Origin of the sequence: Mesorhizobium sp. M8A.F.Ca.ET.165.01.1.1 (assembly GCF_004792065.1) — a bacterium.
Lineage (GTDB): Bacteria > Pseudomonadota > Alphaproteobacteria > Rhizobiales > Rhizobiaceae > Mesorhizobium.
Genome location: NZ_SRTH01000008.1, coordinates 128,235 through 145,164 on the forward strand (window position 1 = coordinate 128,235; position 16,930 = coordinate 145,164).

Annotated in this window: 15 protein-coding genes; 13 read left to right on the top strand and 2 right to left on the bottom strand. The window is 63.3% G+C overall.

Annotated features, from left to right (window positions below; translation table 11 throughout):
• The first annotated feature begins 28 nt into the window (after positions 1-28).
• The 3 genes from EN808_RS21620 (at position 29) to EN808_RS21630 (ending at position 2,611) form a co-directional block, all read left to right on the top strand.
• Positions 29-448: a helix-turn-helix transcriptional regulator gene (locus EN808_RS21620; RefSeq protein ID WP_127279029.1), complete on the top strand. Its 420-nt coding sequence runs from the start codon at positions 29-31 to the stop codon at positions 446-448.
• 168 nt (positions 449-616) lie between these two features.
• Positions 617-1,882 (top strand): methionine adenosyltransferase, encoded by a 1,266-nt coding sequence (gene metK, locus EN808_RS21625; protein ID WP_027142039.1) that lies wholly within the window; start codon positions 617-619, stop codon positions 1,880-1,882.
• Positions 1,883-1,909: 27 nt separating this feature from the next.
• Entirely contained in the window at positions 1,910-2,611 is a 702-nt protein-coding gene (locus EN808_RS21630; RefSeq protein WP_135882874.1) for a tRNA (guanosine(46)-N(7))-methyltransferase TrmB, read from the top strand.
• A 62-nt stretch (positions 2,612-2,673) separates the two neighbouring features.
• Here the strand turns inward: EN808_RS21630 and EN808_RS21635 are convergent, their stop codons facing one another.
• A complete protein-coding gene (locus EN808_RS21635; RefSeq protein WP_127279034.1) occupies positions 2,674-2,838 on the bottom strand; it encodes a hypothetical protein in 165 nt (54 codons plus the stop codon).
• 287 nt (positions 2,839-3,125) lie between these two features.
• Between EN808_RS21635 and rimP the strand changes: the two genes are divergently transcribed.
• From rimP to EN808_RS21685, 10 genes are all read left to right on the top strand, one after another.
• Entirely contained in the window at positions 3,126-3,773 is a 648-nt protein-coding gene (gene rimP / locus EN808_RS21640; RefSeq protein ID WP_135882873.1) for a ribosome maturation factor RimP, read from the top strand.
• Between the two features lie 49 nt (positions 3,774-3,822).
• On the top strand, positions 3,823-5,418 hold the full coding sequence (nusA, locus tag EN808_RS21645; protein WP_027142036.1) for a transcription termination factor NusA: 1,596 nt from the start codon (positions 3,823-3,825) through the stop codon (positions 5,416-5,418).
• A gap of 38 nt (positions 5,419-5,456) precedes the next feature.
• Positions 5,457-6,107, top strand: a complete 651-nt coding sequence (locus EN808_RS21650; RefSeq protein ID WP_013891268.1) for an RNA-binding protein — start codon at positions 5,457-5,459, stop codon at positions 6,105-6,107.
• Complete coding sequence (gene infB / locus EN808_RS21655; RefSeq protein ID WP_127279032.1) at positions 6,104-8,680, top strand: translation initiation factor IF-2; 2,577 nt, start codon at positions 6,104-6,106, stop codon at positions 8,678-8,680. The genes EN808_RS21650 and infB overlap by 4 nt, the downstream gene beginning before the upstream one ends.
• A gap of 125 nt (positions 8,681-8,805) precedes the next feature.
• The gene (gene rbfA, locus EN808_RS21660) at positions 8,806-9,216 is read left to right on the top strand and encodes a 30S ribosome-binding factor RbfA (RefSeq protein WP_135882872.1); all 411 of its coding nucleotides are present in this window, start codon (positions 8,806-8,808) and stop codon (positions 9,214-9,216) included.
• On the top strand, positions 9,216-10,202 hold the full coding sequence (gene truB, locus EN808_RS21665) for a tRNA pseudouridine(55) synthase TruB (RefSeq protein WP_135916894.1): 987 nt from the start codon (positions 9,216-9,218) through the stop codon (positions 10,200-10,202). The genes rbfA and truB overlap by 1 nt, the downstream gene beginning before the upstream one ends.
• 45 nt (positions 10,203-10,247) lie before the next feature.
• On the top strand, positions 10,248-11,342 hold the full coding sequence (gene corA / locus EN808_RS21670; protein ID WP_135862091.1) for a magnesium/cobalt transporter CorA: 1,095 nt from the start codon (positions 10,248-10,250) through the stop codon (positions 11,340-11,342).
• Between the two features lie 120 nt (positions 11,343-11,462).
• Positions 11,463-11,804, top strand: a complete 342-nt coding sequence (gene rpsO / locus EN808_RS21675) for a 30S ribosomal protein S15 (protein ID WP_281040214.1) — start codon at positions 11,463-11,465, stop codon at positions 11,802-11,804.
• A 279-nt stretch (positions 11,805-12,083) separates the two neighbouring features.
• Entirely contained in the window at positions 12,084-14,231 is a 2,148-nt protein-coding gene (gene pnp, locus EN808_RS21680) for a polyribonucleotide nucleotidyltransferase (protein ID WP_135916862.1), read from the top strand.
• 68 nt (positions 14,232-14,299) lie between these two features.
• Positions 14,300-15,310, top strand: coding sequence for a class I SAM-dependent methyltransferase (locus tag EN808_RS21685; protein WP_135916863.1), 1,011 nt, complete (start codon positions 14,300-14,302; stop codon positions 15,308-15,310).
• Between the two features lie 23 nt (positions 15,311-15,333).
• On the opposite strand, the gene EN808_RS21690 is transcribed toward EN808_RS21685, so the two are convergent.
• The gene (locus EN808_RS21690; protein ID WP_127870745.1) at positions 15,334-16,875 is read right to left on the bottom strand and encodes a bifunctional diguanylate cyclase/phosphodiesterase; all 1,542 of its coding nucleotides are present in this window, start codon (positions 16,873-16,875) and stop codon (positions 15,334-15,336) included.
• Positions 16,876-16,930: the final 55 nt, after the last annotated feature.

Here is a 16,930-nt window from a genome sequence, read left to right on the forward strand (position 1 = left end):
AAAGCCGAAAAAATTCGGCGAGGAAAAAATGACAGAAGAAAACAAGAAGAAACCGAATCCCATCGACATCCACGTTGGAAGCCGGGTCCGGCTTCGCCGCAATATGCTCGGAATGAGCCAGGAAAAGCTGGGCGAGAATCTCGGCATCACGTTTCAACAAATCCAGAAATATGAAAAGGGCACCAATCGCGTCGGCGCCAGCCGTCTGCAGGCGATAGCCTCCATACTCGGCGTGCCCGTCGCCTTCTTTTTCGAGGATGCGCCGGGCCAGGAGCTGACGGCCAACCGTGGTTTTGCCGAGGATAGCTCGATGGCTTTCGCCGTCGAATTCTGCGGCAGTCCCGAAGGGCTTCAGCTCAACCGGGCCTTTGTCAAGATCGCCGACGTCAAGGTGCGCCGCAGGATCATAGACCTGGTGAAATCGCTCGCCGAGGACGATCTCGACTGATCCGCGATGCGCTTCGCACCGGCGGCGTGCGCCGCCGGTGGCACAAGATATCGTCTCCGACATTCAGGCCAGACCGGCGGCAACGCTTGACGAGCAGCGCTTTGCCCCGCTAACACGTGGCGCGCCAAAATCGGCAGCCTGCCGATCGTTTTTCAAGAGGGGACACCCGTGACGCGGCAGAACTACTTCTTTACCTCGGAATCCGTTGCCGAGGGCCATCCCGACAAAGTCTGTGACCGGATCTCCGACGAAATTGTCGATCTGGTCTATCGTGAAGCCAAGAAGACCGGCATGGACCCGTGGAAAGTCCGTGTCGCCTGCGAGACGCTGGCGACCACCAACCGCGTCGTCATCGCCGGCGAGGTGCGCGTCCCCGAGACGCTCTTGAAGAAGGACAAGGCCGGCAACATCCTCAAGGATGCCGCGGGCCACCCGGTCGTCAATCCGGCGAAGTTCAAATCCGTCGCCCGCAAGGCGATCCGCGAGATCGGCTACGAGCAGGCCGGCTTCCACTGGAAGACGGCCAAGATCGAGGTCCTGCTGCATGGCCAGTCGCCCGACATCGGCCAGGGCGTGGACAACGCGGCCGACCGTCAGGGCGAGGAAGGTGCCGGCGACCAGGGCATCATGTTCGGCTATGCCTGCCGAGAGACGCCTGACCTGATGCCGGCGCCGATCTACTACAGCCACAAGATCCTCGAACTCCTGGCCGCCGCCCGTCACGAGAACAATGGCGAGGCCGGCAAGCTTGGCCCCGATGCCAAGAGCCAGGTCACCGTTCGCTATGTCGACGGCAAGGCCGCGGAGGCGACGCAGATCGTGCTGTCGACCCAGCATCTCGATTCGAGCTGGGATTCCAAGAAGGTCCGCAAGGTCGTGGAACCCTATATCCGCGAGGCATTGGGCGACCTCAAGATCGCTGACGACTGCATGTGGTACATCAACCCGACCGGCAAGTTCGTCATCGGCGGTCCGGACGGCGATGCCGGCCTGACGGGCCGCAAGATCATCGTCGACACCTATGGCGGCGCGGCCCCGCATGGCGGCGGCGCCTTCTCCGGCAAGGACACCACCAAGGTCGACCGGTCGGCCGCCTATGCGGCGCGCTACCTGGCCAAGAACGTCGTGGCGGCGAAGCTTGCCGACCGCTGCACCATCCAGCTGTCCTACGCCATCGGCGTCGCCCAGCCGCTGTCGGTCTATGTCGACCTGCACGGCACCGGCAAGGTCGACGAGGCCAAACTCGAGGATGCCCTGCGCACCGTGATGGACCTGTCGCCTTCCGGCATTCGCCGTCATCTCGATCTCAACAAGCCGATCTACGCCAAGACGTCGTCTTACGGCCATTTTGGCCGCAAGGCTGGCCGTGACGGGTCTTTCTCCTGGGAAAAGACCGATCTGGCCAAGGCGCTCAAGGATGCTGTCGCGGCCTGAGGGCGGCGACAGGACTTGCGCCAATCGATGCGTGACGGGGACAGGCCAAGCCGCACGACCGAAGCCTTCTTCGGCCGTCGGCGCGGCAAACCCGTTCGCCCGCAGCAAGCGGCGGCGCTGGAAAGCGGGCTTGGCGCCTATCGGCTCGATCTGACGGCTGAAGCCCCGTCGGATCCGCGGACCCTGTTCAAAACCGACGTTTCGGCGGTTCGGCTTGAGATCGGCTTTGGCGGCGGCGAACATCTTCTGCATCGCGCGACCGAGGCGCCGACGATCGGCTTCATCGGCGTGGAGCCCTTCGTCAACGGCATGGCCAAGATGATGATGGCGGTGCGGGCAGTGCCGCTGGCCAATCTCAGGGTCTACGACGACGACGCCACCCAGTTGCTTGACTGGCTGCCGCCGTCCTCGCTCGACGGTATCGACCTTCTCTATCCCGACCCCTGGCCTAAGAAGAAGCACTGGAAGCGGCGTTTCGTCAGCCCGGTCAATCTCGACCGTTTCGCGCGCGTCCTGAAGCCGGCCTCAAAATTCCGCTTCGCGTCCGACATCGACACTTATGTGAACTGGACCTTGCTGCATTGCCGGGCGCATGGCGCTTTTGCGTGGCAGGCGGATGAGGCAGCCGACTGGCATCGTCCCTATGAGGGTTGGCCGGGTACACGCTATGAGGCCAAGGCCATTCGCGAGGGGCGCCGGCCGGCCTATCTTACCTTCATCAGGACGTAGGCGCTCCCGACCGTCGACGGCTCCGGCAACTTACCGGGAGCCGAATCGAATGCTCATCACAGTCAGAAACGGCCGATCCTGTTGAATATGGCCGGGTCCATGCCGAGATTGCGCAGGTCGTCGGCTCGTGGCTTACGCCCGGCTTCCACGGCGCGCGATGCGGCAACGGCGCTGCCGAATGTGGTGAAGAGATCGCCCAAGGCGGAGAATATCCTGCGGTTGCTCATGATCTTGTCCTTCCGCGCGCCAGCGCGCGCCAATTCAATTCATTTGATGGCTAACAAATAAGAGCGCGACGCGGGCTCTCACAGGGGGATTGCCGCATGGCGGCCATGCGCCTGGAACAACCCTGAACCCACAGGCTTTTGTCCGGCCGGGACTGCGGACTTGAAACACCAGCCCGGATCGTCTATATCAGCCTCAAATTCTTGGTCGGTATGACGAAGAGTGGGTCCACCCGGTCCCGCTCTTTTTTATTACCTGCCGATAGTTCGAATTGAGCGACAGGGATCGAATGACCGCAACGGCAAACGAGGGCGACGACCGCATCATCCGCGAAAGCGGCATCGATGCGCGCATTGCGCTGATCGTCCAGCCGGTGCTGCGCGGCATCGGCTTTCGCCTCGTGCGCGTGCATCTGTCCGGCCAGAACGGACTGACGCTGCAGATCATGGCCGAGCGTGAGGACGGCACCATGACCGTCGAGGATTGCGAAGAGGTCAGCCGCGCGGTGTCGCCGGCGCTCGACGTCGATGATCCGATCGAAAAGGCCTATCATCTCGAAGTTTCTTCGCCCGGAATCGATCGGCCCTTGGTGCGCAAATCGGATTTCGTGACCTGGACCGGTCATCTGGTGAAGATGGAGACTTCGGTCGTCGTCGCCGATCGCAAGCGTTTCAAGGGCAAGATCGCCGAGGCCGGTGAGAACGATGTGCTGATCGAGCGCGACAAGGCGGCCTATGGTGAGGAGCCGACGGTGCGCGTGCCCTACGATGCCATTGCCGATGTCCGGCTGATCCTGACCGACGACCTCATTCGCGAAGCGTTGTCGAAGGACAACAGGGCGCGCAAGGAAGCCAAGAGACGTCGCGGTGAACCGGACGACGATGTGTCCGAGGGTGCGGAACCGGACGTCACGGAAGAACACGAACAGGAAATTTGATTGAGCTGCCGGGCGCAAAGGTCCGGCGAACAGGCTCGGGAGAAAGAACATGGTTGTAAGCGCCAACAGACTTGAACTGCTGCAGATTGCCGATGCGGTCGCGCGTGAAAAGTCGATCGACAAGTCGATCGTCATCGCCGCCATGGCCGATGCGATCCAGAAGGCGGCGCGTTCGCGTTATGGTCAGGAGACCAACATCCGCGCCGACATCAACCCGAACACCGGCGAGATGAAGCTGCAGCGGCTGATGGAAGTGGTCGAGAAGGTCGACGATTACGCCACCCAGATCGCCATTTCCTCCGCCCGCGAGCGCAATCCCGACGCCCAGCTCGGCGATTTCATCGCCGAACAGCTGCCGCCGATGGATTTCGGCCGCATCGCCGCCCAGTCTGCCAAGCAGGTTATCGTGCAGAAGGTGCGCGAGGCCGAGCGTGACCGCCAGTACGACGAGTACAAGGACCGTATCGGCGAGATCGTCAACGGCACCGTCAAGCGCGTCGAATATGGCAACGTCATCGTCGATCTCGGCCGTGGCGAAGCGATCATTCGTCGCGACGAGCTGATTCCGCGTGAAAACTACAAATATGGCGATCGCGTCCGCGCCTATGTCTACGACGTGCGCCGCGAGCAGCGTGGCCCGCAGATCTTCCTGTCGCGCACCCATCCGCAGTTCATGGCCAAGCTCTTCACCATGGAAGTGCCTGAGATCTATGACGGCATCATCGAGATCAAGTCGGTCGCCCGCGACCCGGGCTCGCGCGCCAAGATCGCCGTCATCTCGCGTGATAGCTCGATCGATCCGGTCGGCGCCTGCGTTGGTATGCGCGGCAGCCGCGTCCAGGCCGTCGTCGGCGAATTGCAGGGCGAGAAGATCGACATCATTCCGTGGTCGCCTTCGGCCGCCTCCTTCATCGTCAATGCGCTGCAGCCGGCGGAAGTCGCCAAGGTCGTGCTCGACGAGGATGCGGAGCGCATCGAAGTGGTGGTTCCCGACGATCAGCTGTCGCTGGCCATCGGCCGCCGCGGCCAGAACGTGCGCCTTGCCTCGCAGCTCACTGGCTGGGATATCGACATCCTGACCGAGGCCGAGGAATCCGAGCGCCGTCAGAAGGAATTCGTCGAGCGCTCGGCGCTGTTCATGGAAGCGCTCGATGTCGACGAGATGGTCGGTCAGGTGCTGGCCTCCGAAGGTTTCACCAGCGTCGAGGAAGTCGCCTATGTCGATGCCGGCGAAATCGCCTCCATCGACGGCTTCGATGAGGATACCGCCTCTGAAATCCAGACCCGCGCCCGCGAATATCTGGAGAAGATCGAAGCCGAGCACGACGAGAAGCGCAAGGCGCTGGGCGTTTCGGATGATCTGCGCGAAATTCCAGGCGTCACCACCGCCATGATGGTGACGCTCGGCGAGGACGGCGTGAAGACGATCGAGGATTTCGCCGGCTATGCCGCCGACGACCTCACGGGCTGGAAGGAACGCAAGGACGGCGAGACCAAGGTCTATCCCGGCGTGCTGGCCAACCACGGCGTTTCGCGCGCCGATGCCGAGCAGATGGTTCTGGCCGCTCGCCTCAAGGCCGGCTGGATCACCGAGGACGAGCTTGCGGCCGAAGAAGAAACGGCTGACGAAGCCGTTGGTGCGTGAGGTGAAACCGCATCGCACACAACCCGCCCTTGGACGAGATGAACGATCGCACCTGCATCGTCACCCGAAAACAGGCCGAACCGGATGAACTGATCCGGTTCGTCGTCGGTCCGGATTCGGCCGTCGTTCCCGATCTCAAGCGAAATCTGCCCGGCCGTGGTTGCTGGGTGAGTGCCGACCGCCTACATATCGAGAAGGCGGCGGCCAAGAACCTTTTTGCCCGCGCCTTCAAGGCACAGGTGGTCGTACCGCCCGATCTCGGCGGCATGGTCGACGGGTTGCTCTCCAGATCCGCTCTAGGCATGCTGGGCCTTGCCCGCAAGGCAGGCGCGATTTCGCTGGGTGCCACCAAGGTGGAGAGCGCGGTGCGCGGCGGGCTGGCGCTTTTCGTGCTCCACGCGACCGAGGCATCCGACGACGGCGTACGCAAGATCAGCCAGGCGCGGCGGGCGACCGTCCATATTGGCGGCCCTTCCATCCTTGCCTACAAACTTTTCTCCGAGGCCGAGTTGAGCTTGGCATTGGGGGGTACAAATGTGATACATGCTGCCGTCCTCGCGGGAGACGCGGGTAAGGCGGTCCAGAAGCGCATGGTTGCGCTCGACCGATATCGGGGCGGAACCCCGGACGATCTTGCAATGCTTGCGGCCGTTGCTGACGAAGATGATGCTGCAGAGGATATGGAATGAACGATACGAAATCGGGCGACGACAAGACGTTGAGTGTTACACCGAAGAAGACCTTGACGCTGAAGCGCCCCGGCATGGAACAAGGCACTGTGCGCCAGAACTTCTCGCACGGCCGTACCAAGTCGGTCGTGGTCGAGACCAAGAAGCGCAAGTTCTCGCTGCCCGGCGATAAGCCGGAGCCGGTTGCCGCTCCGGCTGCGCCCGTCTTCACGCCGAAGCCGGCGGTCGTGGCGGCACCTGTCGTGCAGGAAGCGCCCAAGGCGCCGCCCCCGCCGCGGCCTCCGGTCGAGCGCAGCGGCATGGTGCTGAACGAATTGTCGCGCAGCGAAATGGACGCGCGCCGCAGGGCGCTCGAGGGCTCGAAGGTCCGCGAGGTCGAAGACCGTCAGCGCGCGGCCGAAGAGGCCAAGCGCCGCGCCGAGGACGAAGAGCGCCGCAAGCGCGAACGCGAGGACTCCGCGCGCCGCCAGGCCGAGGAAGAGGCACGGCTGCAGACCGAGGCCGAATCGCGCCGTCGCGCCGAGGAAGAGGCTCGCCGCCGCGCACCGCAAGCCGCTGAGTTGGCGACCGCCGACGAGGAGGAAGAGGTCAAGCCGAAGCGGGCGATCGCTGGTGCGCCGGTGCGCCGCCTGGTCACGCCCGAAGTGGCGCGCCCGGCCAAGCCGACCAAGAGCGAGGAAGACCGCCGCCGTGGCAAGCTGACACTGAATTCCGCGTTGTCCGACGAGGATGCGCGGGCCCGTTCGCTGTCGTCGATGCGTCGCCGCCAGGAAAAATTCAAGCGCGCGATGCACAATGAGCCGCGCGAAAAGGTCATGCGCGAAGTGATCCTGCCCGAGACCATCACCATCCAGGAACTGGCGCAGCGCATGTCCGAGCGTGCTGTCGACCTGGTCAAGTACTTCATGAAGCAGGGCCAGATCCTGAAGCCGGGCGACGTCATCGACGCCGACACGGCCGAGCTGGTGGCCACCGAATTCGGCCACACGGTTCGCCGCGTCGCCGAGTCCGACATCGAGGAAGGCCTGTTCAACATCGCCGACCGTCCGGAAGACCTCGTGTCGCGTCCGCCGGTCGTCACCATCATGGGCCACGTCGACCACGGCAAGACGTCGCTGCTCGATGCCATCCGCAACGCCAATGTCGTTTCCGGCGAGGCCGGCGGCATCACCCAGCATATCGGCGCCTATCAGGTCGAGAAGAACGGTCAGAAGATCACCTTCATCGACACGCCCGGCCACGCCGCCTTCACGGCCATGCGCGCCCGTGGCGCCCAGGCGACCGACATCGCCATCCTGGTGGTTGCGGCCGACGACAGCGTCATGCCGCAGACGATCGAATCGATCAGCCATGCCAAGGCGGCCGGCGTTCCGATCATCGTGGCGATCAACAAGATCGACAAGCATGACGCCGATCCGCAGAAAGTGCGCTCGGAACTCTTGCGCCACGAGGTCTTCGTCGAATCGATGGGCGGTGAGGTGCTGGACGTCGAAGTGTCGGCGACCAAGGGCACCAATCTCGACAAGTTGCTCGAAGCGATCCTGCTGCAGGCCGAAATCCTCGACCTCAAGGCCAACCCCGACCGCACCGCCGAAGGTGTCGTCATCGAGGCGCAGCTCGACAAGGGCCGTGGTCCCGTCGCCACCGTGCTGGTGCAGACCGGCACCTTGATGCCGGGCGACATCCTCGTCGCCGGCAACGAATGGGGCCGTGTGCGCGCGCTCGTCAACGATCGCGGCGAGCAGATCAAGGAAGCGCCGCCGGCGATGCCGGTCGAGGTGCTCGGCCTTCAGGGAACCCCGCAGGCCGGCGACCGCTTCGCGGTGGTCAACAACGAGGCCCGCGCCCGCGAGATCACCGAATATCGCCAGCGTCTGGCACGCGAGAAGGCGGTGGCCAGGCATGCCGGCCAGCGTGGCTCGCTCGAACAGATGATGTCGCAGTTGCAGACAAGCGGGCTGAAGGAATTCCCGCTGGTGATCAAGGGCGACGTGCAGGGTTCGATCGAAGCGATCAATGCTGCCCTGGACAAGCTCGGCACCGACGAAGTGCGTGCGCGCATCGTTCATTCCGGCGCCGGCGCCATCACCGAAAGCGACGTCTCGCTGGCGGAAACGTCCGGCGCGGCGATCATCGGCTTCAACGTGCGCGCCAATGTGCAGGCGCGTGCCGCGGCCGCGGCCGCGGGCATCGAGATCCGCTACTACTCGATCATCTACAACCTGGTGGATGATGTGAAGGCGGCTCTGTCGGGCCTGCTGTCGCCGGAGCGTCGCGAGACCTTCATCGGCAATGCCGAGATCCTCGAGATCTTCGACATCACCAAGGTCGGCAAGATCGCCGGCTGCCGTGTCACCGAGGGCAAGGTCGAGCGTGGCGCGGGCGTGCGCCTGATCCGCGACAACGTGGTCATCCACGAAGGCACGCTGAAGACCCTGAAGCGCTTCAAGGACGAGGTTTCGGAAGTCCCGGGCGGCCAGGAATGCGGCATGGCCTTCCAGAACTACGAAGACATGCGCGTCGGCGACATCATCGAGTGCTTCCGCGTCGAGATGGTGACCCGCACACTCTGAGTTCGAGTGGCTTGTCGATATTGGGCGGTGGTCGAAAGACCGCCGCCTTGGTGCTATTGAGAATGACCGTTTGAGACATGCGGCACGGTCCTATCCCGCGCCTCACGCTTTCAGGATTGAGAAAAATGCCCCGTTCCACAACATCAAGCCCATCCCAACGCATGCTGCGCGTCGGCGAGCAGGTGCGCCATGCACTCTCCGAAACCTTGCAGCGCGGCGAAATCATCGACCCGTTGATTGAAAATTCGGTCGTTTCGGTCTCGGAAGTGCGCATGTCGCCCGATCTCAAGATCGCCACCGCCTTTGTTTCTCCGCTCGGCGCCCAGGATGCCAACGCGGTGATCGAGGCGCTGAACAAGCATGCCAAGTTCGTGCGTGGCCGCGTCTCCGGCGCGCTCAGGCAGATGAAATACATGCCGGAATTCCGCTTCCGGCTCGATACCTCCTTCGACAATTTCGCCAGGATCAACGACCTGCTGAAATCGCCCGAAGTGGCGCGCGATCTGGATACCGACGACAACAAGGAAGAAGAATGATGGCGCGTCGCGGCAAGAAGAAGGGCCGGCCGGTTTCCGGCTGGGTGGTGCTGGACAAGCCGGTCGGCATGGGCTCGACCGAAGCCGTCTCCAAGATCAAATGGCTGTTCCAGGCCGAAAAGGCCGGCCATGCCGGCACGCTAGACCCTCTTGCCTCCGGCATGCTGCCGATCGCGCTCGGCGAAGCCACCAAGACCGTGCCCTACGTGCAGGACGGCGCCAAGATCTACCGCTTCACCGTTGCCTGGGGCGATGAGCGCTCCACCGACGATCTTGAAGGGCCGGTGACGAAGAGCTCCGACCTGCGTCCGGCGGAAGCCGAGGTGCGGGCGCTGCTGCCGAAATACACCGGCGTCATCATGCAGACGCCGCCGCAATTTTCGGCGATCAAGATTGCGGGCGAGCGCGCTTACGACCTCGCCCGCGAAGGCGAGATGGTCGACATACCGCCGCGTGAGATCGAGATCGGCCGGCTCGATATTGTCGAGCACAAGCCGGACCAGACGATTTTCGAAGTCGAATGCGGTAAGGGCACCTATGTGCGTTCGCTGGCCCGCGACATGGGCCGCGACCTCGGCTGCTTCGGCCATATCAGCGAGCTGCGCCGGGTCGAGGTCGAGCCGTTCACGCCAGAGGACTTCGTCACCATTGCCGAACTCGAGGCCGCCCGCTTCGGCGCCACTGGCGATGAGAATTCGGAAGCGGCCGACGACGCCGAACCGGCGGACGCGGTGGCCAAGCCGGTCGACTTCGGCGCCATCGACACGCTTCTGGTCGACACCTCGGCTGCTCTCGACTGCCTGCCGCAGATCGCCATCAGCGATGACGCGGCGACAAAGATCCGCCTCGGCAATCCTGTCATCATTCGTGGCCGTGACGCACCGGTGGAGGCCGAAGAGGCCTGCGCGACGTCACGCGGCAAGCTGGTCGCCATCGGCGCGATCGAGCAAGGCATGTTCAAGCCCAAGCGGGTCTTTGCCGGGTGATGCCACTCATCTAATGTCGGTGCGACATCGCGGCAGAGGGGCTCCATGGCAAAGGCTGACACGGTCAAGAAGCGCGCGCCGGTGAAGACGAGGCGGCCGCCTGTCGGCGCCTCGCCCGGTACGCTGATCGCCGATCCGGCGGCGCGGCGCTCCGAATTGCGGCTGACCTTGATCTCGCCGCAGAAATTCAAGACCATCGAGAATGCCAGCATCGACGATGTCAAGGCCAATTGCCGGAAATGGCCCGTCATCTGGCTCGACTGCACCGGCCTCGCCAACATCCAATTGATCGAGGAGATCGGCCGCATCTTCAGCCTGCATCCGCTGGCGCTGGAGGATGTTGTCAACACCGGCCAGCGGCCGAAAGTCGACTTCTTCGAGGATCACGCCTTCGTCGTCGTGCGCATGATCGACGATGTCACGTCGCATCGTTACGAGCAGATCGCTCTCTTCCTCGGCGAGAACTTCGTCGTCACCTTCCAGGAGCGCGAGGGCGATCCCTTCGATCCCGTGCGCAAGCGTATCGAGAGTTCGGCGCCCAACCGCTTGCGCACTCGCGGCGCCGATTATCTCGCCTATGCGCTGATCGACGCCATCGTCGACAGCTATTTCCCGCCGATCGAGGCTGCCGGCGACCTGGTCGACAGCATCGAGGACCAGATGCTGCATTCGACGCACAAGCACCAGATGCGGCAGCTGCACGAATTGCGGCGCGATGCCAATGTCCTCAAAGGCGTGCTGTGGCCGATGCGCGATGCGCTGGCGACGCTGATCCGCAACGACGTGTCCTATGTCAGGGCTGAAACCAAGGTCTTCCTCAACGACACGCTCGACCATTCGCTCAGGCTGATCGAGCTGGTCGAGACCCAGCGCGACATGCTGACCGGGCTGATCGAGATGCACCTGTCGCTGAGCCAGGCGCGCACCAACGACGTCATCTCTTACCTCACCATCGTCTCGGTCATCTTCATGCCGCTCACCTTCCTCGTCGGCGTCTGGGGCATGAACTTCAGTCCCGACGCCTCGCCATGGAACATGCCGGAGCTGCGATCCTACTATGGTTATCCGGCGGCACTCGTCTTCATGCTGCTCGTCGCGGTCGGGCTGATCGCCTTCTTCAGATGGAAGAAGTGGCTTTAGCCACGGCGAAAGGCTTCTTTCATGCCGCAAAAGCCGCGACAAAGCCGGCTTGTGAATTGGGCTGGTGTTTTTCGGGGAATTGCACTATATGCGCCGCAGCATAGCGCCTTGACGCTTTGCATGCACGGCCCCTGCTGGACGACATCCCGGCTGTGGGCGACCCGTTTCCTCAAACAGATAAGGAAAAACACGATGTCGATTACTGCCGAGCGCAAACAGGAATTGATGGGTGAATTCGCAACCGCCAAGGGCGATACCGGGTCTCCGGAAGTCCAGGTGGCCATCCTTTCCGAGCGCATCAAGAACCTGACCGACCATTTTAAGGACCACAAGAAGGATAACCATTCCCGCCGTGGTCTGCTCGCTCTCGTGTCCCAGCGCCGCAGCCTGCTTGATTATCTCAAGCGCAAGGACGACGCGCGCTATCAGACACTGATCGAGAAGCTCGGTCTGCGCCGTTGACGAATTGACCGGCGGACTTTCTTCGGAAAGTCCGCCGGTCACGCATTCTGCCAGCCGTGTCGGCTGGCCAGACCCGGTTTCGAGCGTGCAGAGGGCCACTCGAAACCGCCCATGGACGGTCATGGGGCAGGATTGCAGGACGCTCGTGCGCGCTCGTCGCGCCTAAATCATCCGAGCTTCCCGTTGTCTTGCCCGTGGCTGCCCGAGAAAGGAAGCCAGGGAAAGGGCATCCGCGCACCGTGAAACGGCGCGCCCCTTTCCGCTTATTAAGGACAAGACATGTTCAATCACCACAAAGTGGAAATCGAATGGGGCGGCCGTCCGCTCATCCTGGAAACCGGCAAGATCGCGCGCCAGGCCGATGGCGCTGTGCTCGCCACTTATGGCGAGACCAAGGTGCTGGCCACCGTCGTTTCGATGAAGGAGCCGAAGCCCGGCCTCGATTTCTTTCCGCTGACCGTCAACTACCAGGAAAAGACCTATGCCGCCGGCAAGATCCCGGGCGGCTATTTCAAGCGTGAAGGCCGTCCGAGCGAAAAGGAAACGCTGGTTTCCCGCCTCATCGACCGCCCGATCCGCCCGCTCTTCGCCGACGGCTACAAGAACGACACGCAGATCGTCGTCACCGTCGTGCAGCACGATCTCGAAAATGATCCGGACATCCTGTCGATCGTCGCCACCTCGGCGGCCCTGACGCTCTCCGGCGTTCCGTTCATGGGCCCGGTCGGCGGCGCCCGCGTCGGTTACATCAACGGCGAATATGTGCTGAACCCGCATGTCGATGAGATGCAGGAATCCAAGCTCGACCTCGTTGTCGCCGGCACCGCCGACGCCGTGCTGATGGTCGAGTCGGAAGCCAAGGAACTTGGCGAAGAGCTGATGCTCGGCGCCGTCATGTTTGGCCACAAGGGTTTCCAGCCGGTCATCGACGCCATCATCAAGCTGGCCGAAGTTGCAGCCAAGGAACCGCGCGACTTCACCGCGCCGGATTATTCCGCGCTTGAGGCCGAGATGCTGAAGATCGTCGGCGACGAGCTCAGCAATGCCTACAAGAACGTTGACAAGCAGAAGCGTTACGCTGCGGTCGACGTCGTCAAGGCGAAGGTCAAGGCCGCGTTTGCCCCCGCTGAAGGCGAGGACGCAAAGTACACCTCCGAACAGATCGGCTCGGTTTTCAAGGAGCTCCAGGCCAAGGTCGTGCGCTGGAACATTCTCGACACCGGCTCGCGCATCGATGGCCGCGACCTCAAGACGGTTCGCAAGATCGTTTCCGAAGTCGGCGTCCTGCCGCGCACCCATGGTTCGGCGCTGTTCACCCGCGGCGAGACCCAGGCGCTGGTCGTCGCCACGCTCGGCACCGGCGAGGACGAGCAGTATGTCGATTCCCTGACCGGCATGTACAAGGAGAAGTTCCTCCTTCACTACAACTTCCCTCCCTATTCCGTCGGTGAGACCGGCCGCATGGGTTCGCCGGGCCGCCGCGAAATCGGCCACGGCAAGCTCGCCTGGCGCGCCATCCGTCCGATGCTGCCCTCCGCTGACCAGTTCCCCTACACGCTGCGCGTCGTCTCGGAGATCACCGAGTCCAACGGTTCGTCGTCTATGGCCACCGTCTGCGGTACCTCGCTGGCGCTGATGGATGCCGGCGTGCCGCTGGCCAAGCCGGTTGCCGGCATCGCCATGGGCCTGATCAAGGAAGGCGAGCGCTTCGCCGTGCTCTCCGATATCCTTGGCGACGAAGATCATCTCGGCGACATGGACTTCAAGGTCGCCGGCACCGAAGGCGGCATCACCTCGCTGCAGATGGACATCAAGATCGATGGCATCACCGAGGAGATCATGAAGATCGCCCTTGGCCAGGCCAAGGACGGCCGCCTGCACATCCTCGGCGAAATGGCCCATGCCCTGACCGGCGCCCGTCCCGAACTCGGCGAGTTCGCGCCGCGCATCGAGGTCATGCACATCCCGACCGACAAGATCCGCGACGTCATCGGTTCGGGCGGCAAGGTCATCCGCGAGATCGTCGAGAAGACCGGCGCCAAGATCAACATCGAGGACGACGGCACGGTCAAGATCGCTTCCTCGAACGCCAAGGAGATCGAGGCGGCCAAGAAGTGGATCCACACCATCGTCGCCGAGCCGGAAGTCGGAGAAATCTACGAAGGCACGGTCGTCAAGACCGCCGACTTCGGCGCCTTCGTCAACTTCTTCGGTCCGCGTGACGGCCTCGTCCACATCTCGCAGCTCGCCAACGACCGGGTCGCCAAGACCTCGGACGTCGTCAAGGAAGGCGACAAGGTCTGGGTCAAGCTGATGGGCTTCGACGAGCGCGGCAAGGTTCGCCTGTCGATGAAGGTCGTCGACCAGGCCACCGGCAAGGAAATCGCCCGCGACAAGAAGACCGAAGGCGAAGAAAACGCCGCCTGATCGGTCCGACGGAAAAACGAGGCGGGCGCGGCTTAGGTCGCGCCCGTTTTTGTTTATGGAGCACGGCTATGTCCGCTGAAGCGCTGAAGACGCTTTTTCACCCGTTCGAGGCCGAGGCTCTTTCCTTGCCGCGGCAGGGCCAGCGCGTTCTCTTCCTTGGCGCCGAACCCGGCCTGCGGCTGCCGCCGGCTTTCGAGGCTACGCTCAATCTCGTACAGGGCTTCCGGCCGTATTTCCGTGCGTTGCAGGCGGCCGGCTTCACGGTCACGCCGCAATCGGCCGGTGACGGTTTTGATGCCGCGTTGGTGCTCGCCGGCCGCCATCGCGGCCAGAACGAATTGCGCATCGCCGAGGCTATCGAGCGCGTCGCAGAGGGTGGATTGATCGTCGTTGCCGGTGGCAAGGAGGACGGCATCGCCAGCCTGCGCAAGCGTGTCGGCGATCTTGCGCCGCTCGATGGCCACATGCCGAAATATCACGGCATTGCCTTCTGGCTGCGCCGCCCGGCTGACATGCAAGCCGCCGCCGTGCTTCGCACCGCCAATCCCGCCTTGCTGGTTGGGGACCGGTTCCACACCGCGCCCGGCATGTTCTCCTTCGATCGCGTCGATGCCGGCTCGAAACTGCTGGTCGACAACCTGCCCGGCGATCTGCGTGGCAGCGCGGCCGATTTCTGTGCCGGCTGGGGCTATGTGGCGGCGGAGATGGCCGCCCGCTCGCCGGGCTTGTCGGCGCTCGATCTATACGAGGCCGATTTCGACGCGCTGGAGGCGGCCAGGGGCAATCTCGGTAACACCATGGCACAGGGCTTCTTCTGGACGGACCTGCTCGCCGAGCCTGTGGAGCGCCGCTACGACGTCATCGCCATGAACCCGCCCTTCCATCGCAGCCGTGCGGCGGAGCCTGAGATTGGTGCCGGCATGATCCGCGCGGCAGCCAAGGCCCTGAAGCCCGGCGGACGCCTGTTCATGGTCGCCAACCGGCAGCTTCCTTACGAAGCCGTCCTGTCAGCGGCCTTCGCCAGCCACGCAGAGCTTGCTCGTGACGGCATGTTCAAGGTGTTTTCGGCGCGCCGCTGAGGCAACGGCGGGAGCCATGGCGCTCAATGGAGGTTGGCGACTCGCCTGGTATCTTCGGCCGCATGGCCACCGATACTGGCCGTGAGCGGTGCTGGCCGGCCGAAGAGGTAGCCCTGCACCACCTCACAGCCGGCGGCCCTGAGCAGCGTCGCCTGGCTTTCGGTCTCGACGCCTTCGGCGATGATGCTGACGCCGAGCGCCCGCGACAGCCCGACGATGGTCGACACGACGGCGCCGGAGCTGGCGTCGGTATCGATGCGGCTGATGAAGGAACGATCGATCTTCAGCTTGCCGAACGAGAAGTCGATCAGATAGCTGAGGTTGGAATAACCGGTGCCGAAATCATCGACGGCGACCGAGATGCCCATCTCGGCAAGCTCTTTCAGGATGGCGGCCGCGCGGTCGCGGTCCTGCATCATCGCCGTCTCGGTGACTTCCAGCTCCAGCCGTGACGGCTTGATGCCCGTGGTCCGCATCGTGTCGCGTACAAGGCCGACGAAGTCCTTGGTCATGAACTGGACCGGCGAGATGTTGACGGCGACGAAACAGTCGTCCGGCAGATGGCGGGCATCGCTGCAGGCCTTGCGCAGCACCCATTCGCCGATCGGGTTGATCATGCCGGTCTCCTCGGCGATCTGGATGAACTCCATCGGCGGGATCATGCCGCGTTCGGGATGCTGCCAGCGGATCAACGCCTCGTAGCCGACGATGCGGCCGGTCGGGAGGTCGAGCTGCGGCTGGTAGTGCAGGTCGAAATCACCGCGTTCAAAGGCGCTGTGCAGCTCGGATTCGACCCACTGGCGATGGTCGGCCACGCGTCCCATCTCGCTGTCGAAGACCGACCAGTTGCCAACTCCGCTCGCACGCGCATTCTGCAGCGCCAGGTTGGAGCGCCGCAGGATGAGGACCGGATCGACACCGTCCTTGGGCATCGCCACGATGCCGACCGACAGGCTCACCGATTGCTGGTGGCTGCTGAGTTCATACGGCTCCATCATTTCGTCGATGAGCCTCTCGACCATGCTTTCCAAGGTTCCCTGGATCAGATGGTCCGGGAGCAGCACTGCGAACTCGCCGGCCCCGATGCGTCCGATCGGCGCGCGCGCGGGCACGCAACTGTGCAGCCGCTTGGTGAAGGCGCGGATCAGTTCGTCGCCCTGGGTGTAGCCGATCGCGTCGTTGATCTGTTTGAACCGGTCGATGTCGATGTCGATCAGGAACACCGGTTCCCCGGTACGGCTTGTCGCGCATGCCGCCTCGGCGATCTTGCCGACCATGGCCGGCCGCGCCAGCAGTCCGGTCAGCTTGTCGAAATGGGTTTCGTTGAAGACGAAATCCGCCGATTCATCGATGCCTGCGAAGAAGGACATTGCCGCCACCGATGCCGCAAGCGCGCAAAGCGCGGCCATGATCGCGACCATCATGTCAGCTGATATGCCGGCAAACCCCTCGCCGAGACCGTGCTTCAGGCCCCAGATGCCGAGGACGAAACTGCCAATGCCCGAACTTGCTATCGTGAGCAGTCGGAACACTGGCGTTCGCTTCGGGTTGCTGACGGCAGGCATGAAAAGGTCCCCAGGTCGGAGACCCTATAGCGGAAACCCTCTTAAAATGAGTTTC

Coding starts and splice junctions, on each gene's coding strand:
- EN808_RS21650 (WP_013891268.1), top strand. CDS start 5,457: ATGAACGATCGCACCTGCATCGTCACCCGAAAACAGGCCGAACCGGAT.
- EN808_RS21685 (WP_135916863.1), top strand. CDS start 14,300: ATGTCCGCTGAAGCGCTGAAGACGCTTTTTCACCCGTTCGAGGCCGAG.
- rpsO (WP_281040214.1), top strand. CDS start 11,463: ATGCACGGCCCCTGCTGGACGACATCCCGGCTGTGGGCGACCCGTTTC.
- EN808_RS21630 (WP_135882874.1), top strand. CDS start 1,910: ATGCGTGACGGGGACAGGCCAAGCCGCACGACCGAAGCCTTCTTCGGC.
- pnp (WP_135916862.1), top strand. CDS start 12,084: ATGTTCAATCACCACAAAGTGGAAATCGAATGGGGCGGCCGTCCGCTC.
- nusA (WP_027142036.1), top strand. CDS start 3,823: ATGGTTGTAAGCGCCAACAGACTTGAACTGCTGCAGATTGCCGATGCG.
- rbfA (WP_135882872.1), top strand. CDS start 8,806: ATGCCCCGTTCCACAACATCAAGCCCATCCCAACGCATGCTGCGCGTC.
- EN808_RS21620 (WP_127279029.1), top strand. CDS start 29: ATGACAGAAGAAAACAAGAAGAAACCGAATCCCATCGACATCCACGTT.
- infB (WP_127279032.1), top strand. CDS start 6,104: ATGAACGATACGAAATCGGGCGACGACAAGACGTTGAGTGTTACACCG.
- truB (WP_135916894.1), top strand. CDS start 9,216: ATGGCGCGTCGCGGCAAGAAGAAGGGCCGGCCGGTTTCCGGCTGGGTG.
- corA (WP_135862091.1), top strand. CDS start 10,248: ATGGCAAAGGCTGACACGGTCAAGAAGCGCGCGCCGGTGAAGACGAGG.
- EN808_RS21635 (WP_127279034.1), bottom strand. CDS start 2,838: ATGAGCAACCGCAGGATATTCTCCGCCTTGGGCGATCTCTTCACCACA.
- EN808_RS21690 (WP_127870745.1), bottom strand. CDS start 16,875: ATGCCTGCCGTCAGCAACCCGAAGCGAACGCCAGTGTTCCGACTGCTC.
- rimP (WP_135882873.1), top strand. CDS start 3,126: ATGACCGCAACGGCAAACGAGGGCGACGACCGCATCATCCGCGAAAGC.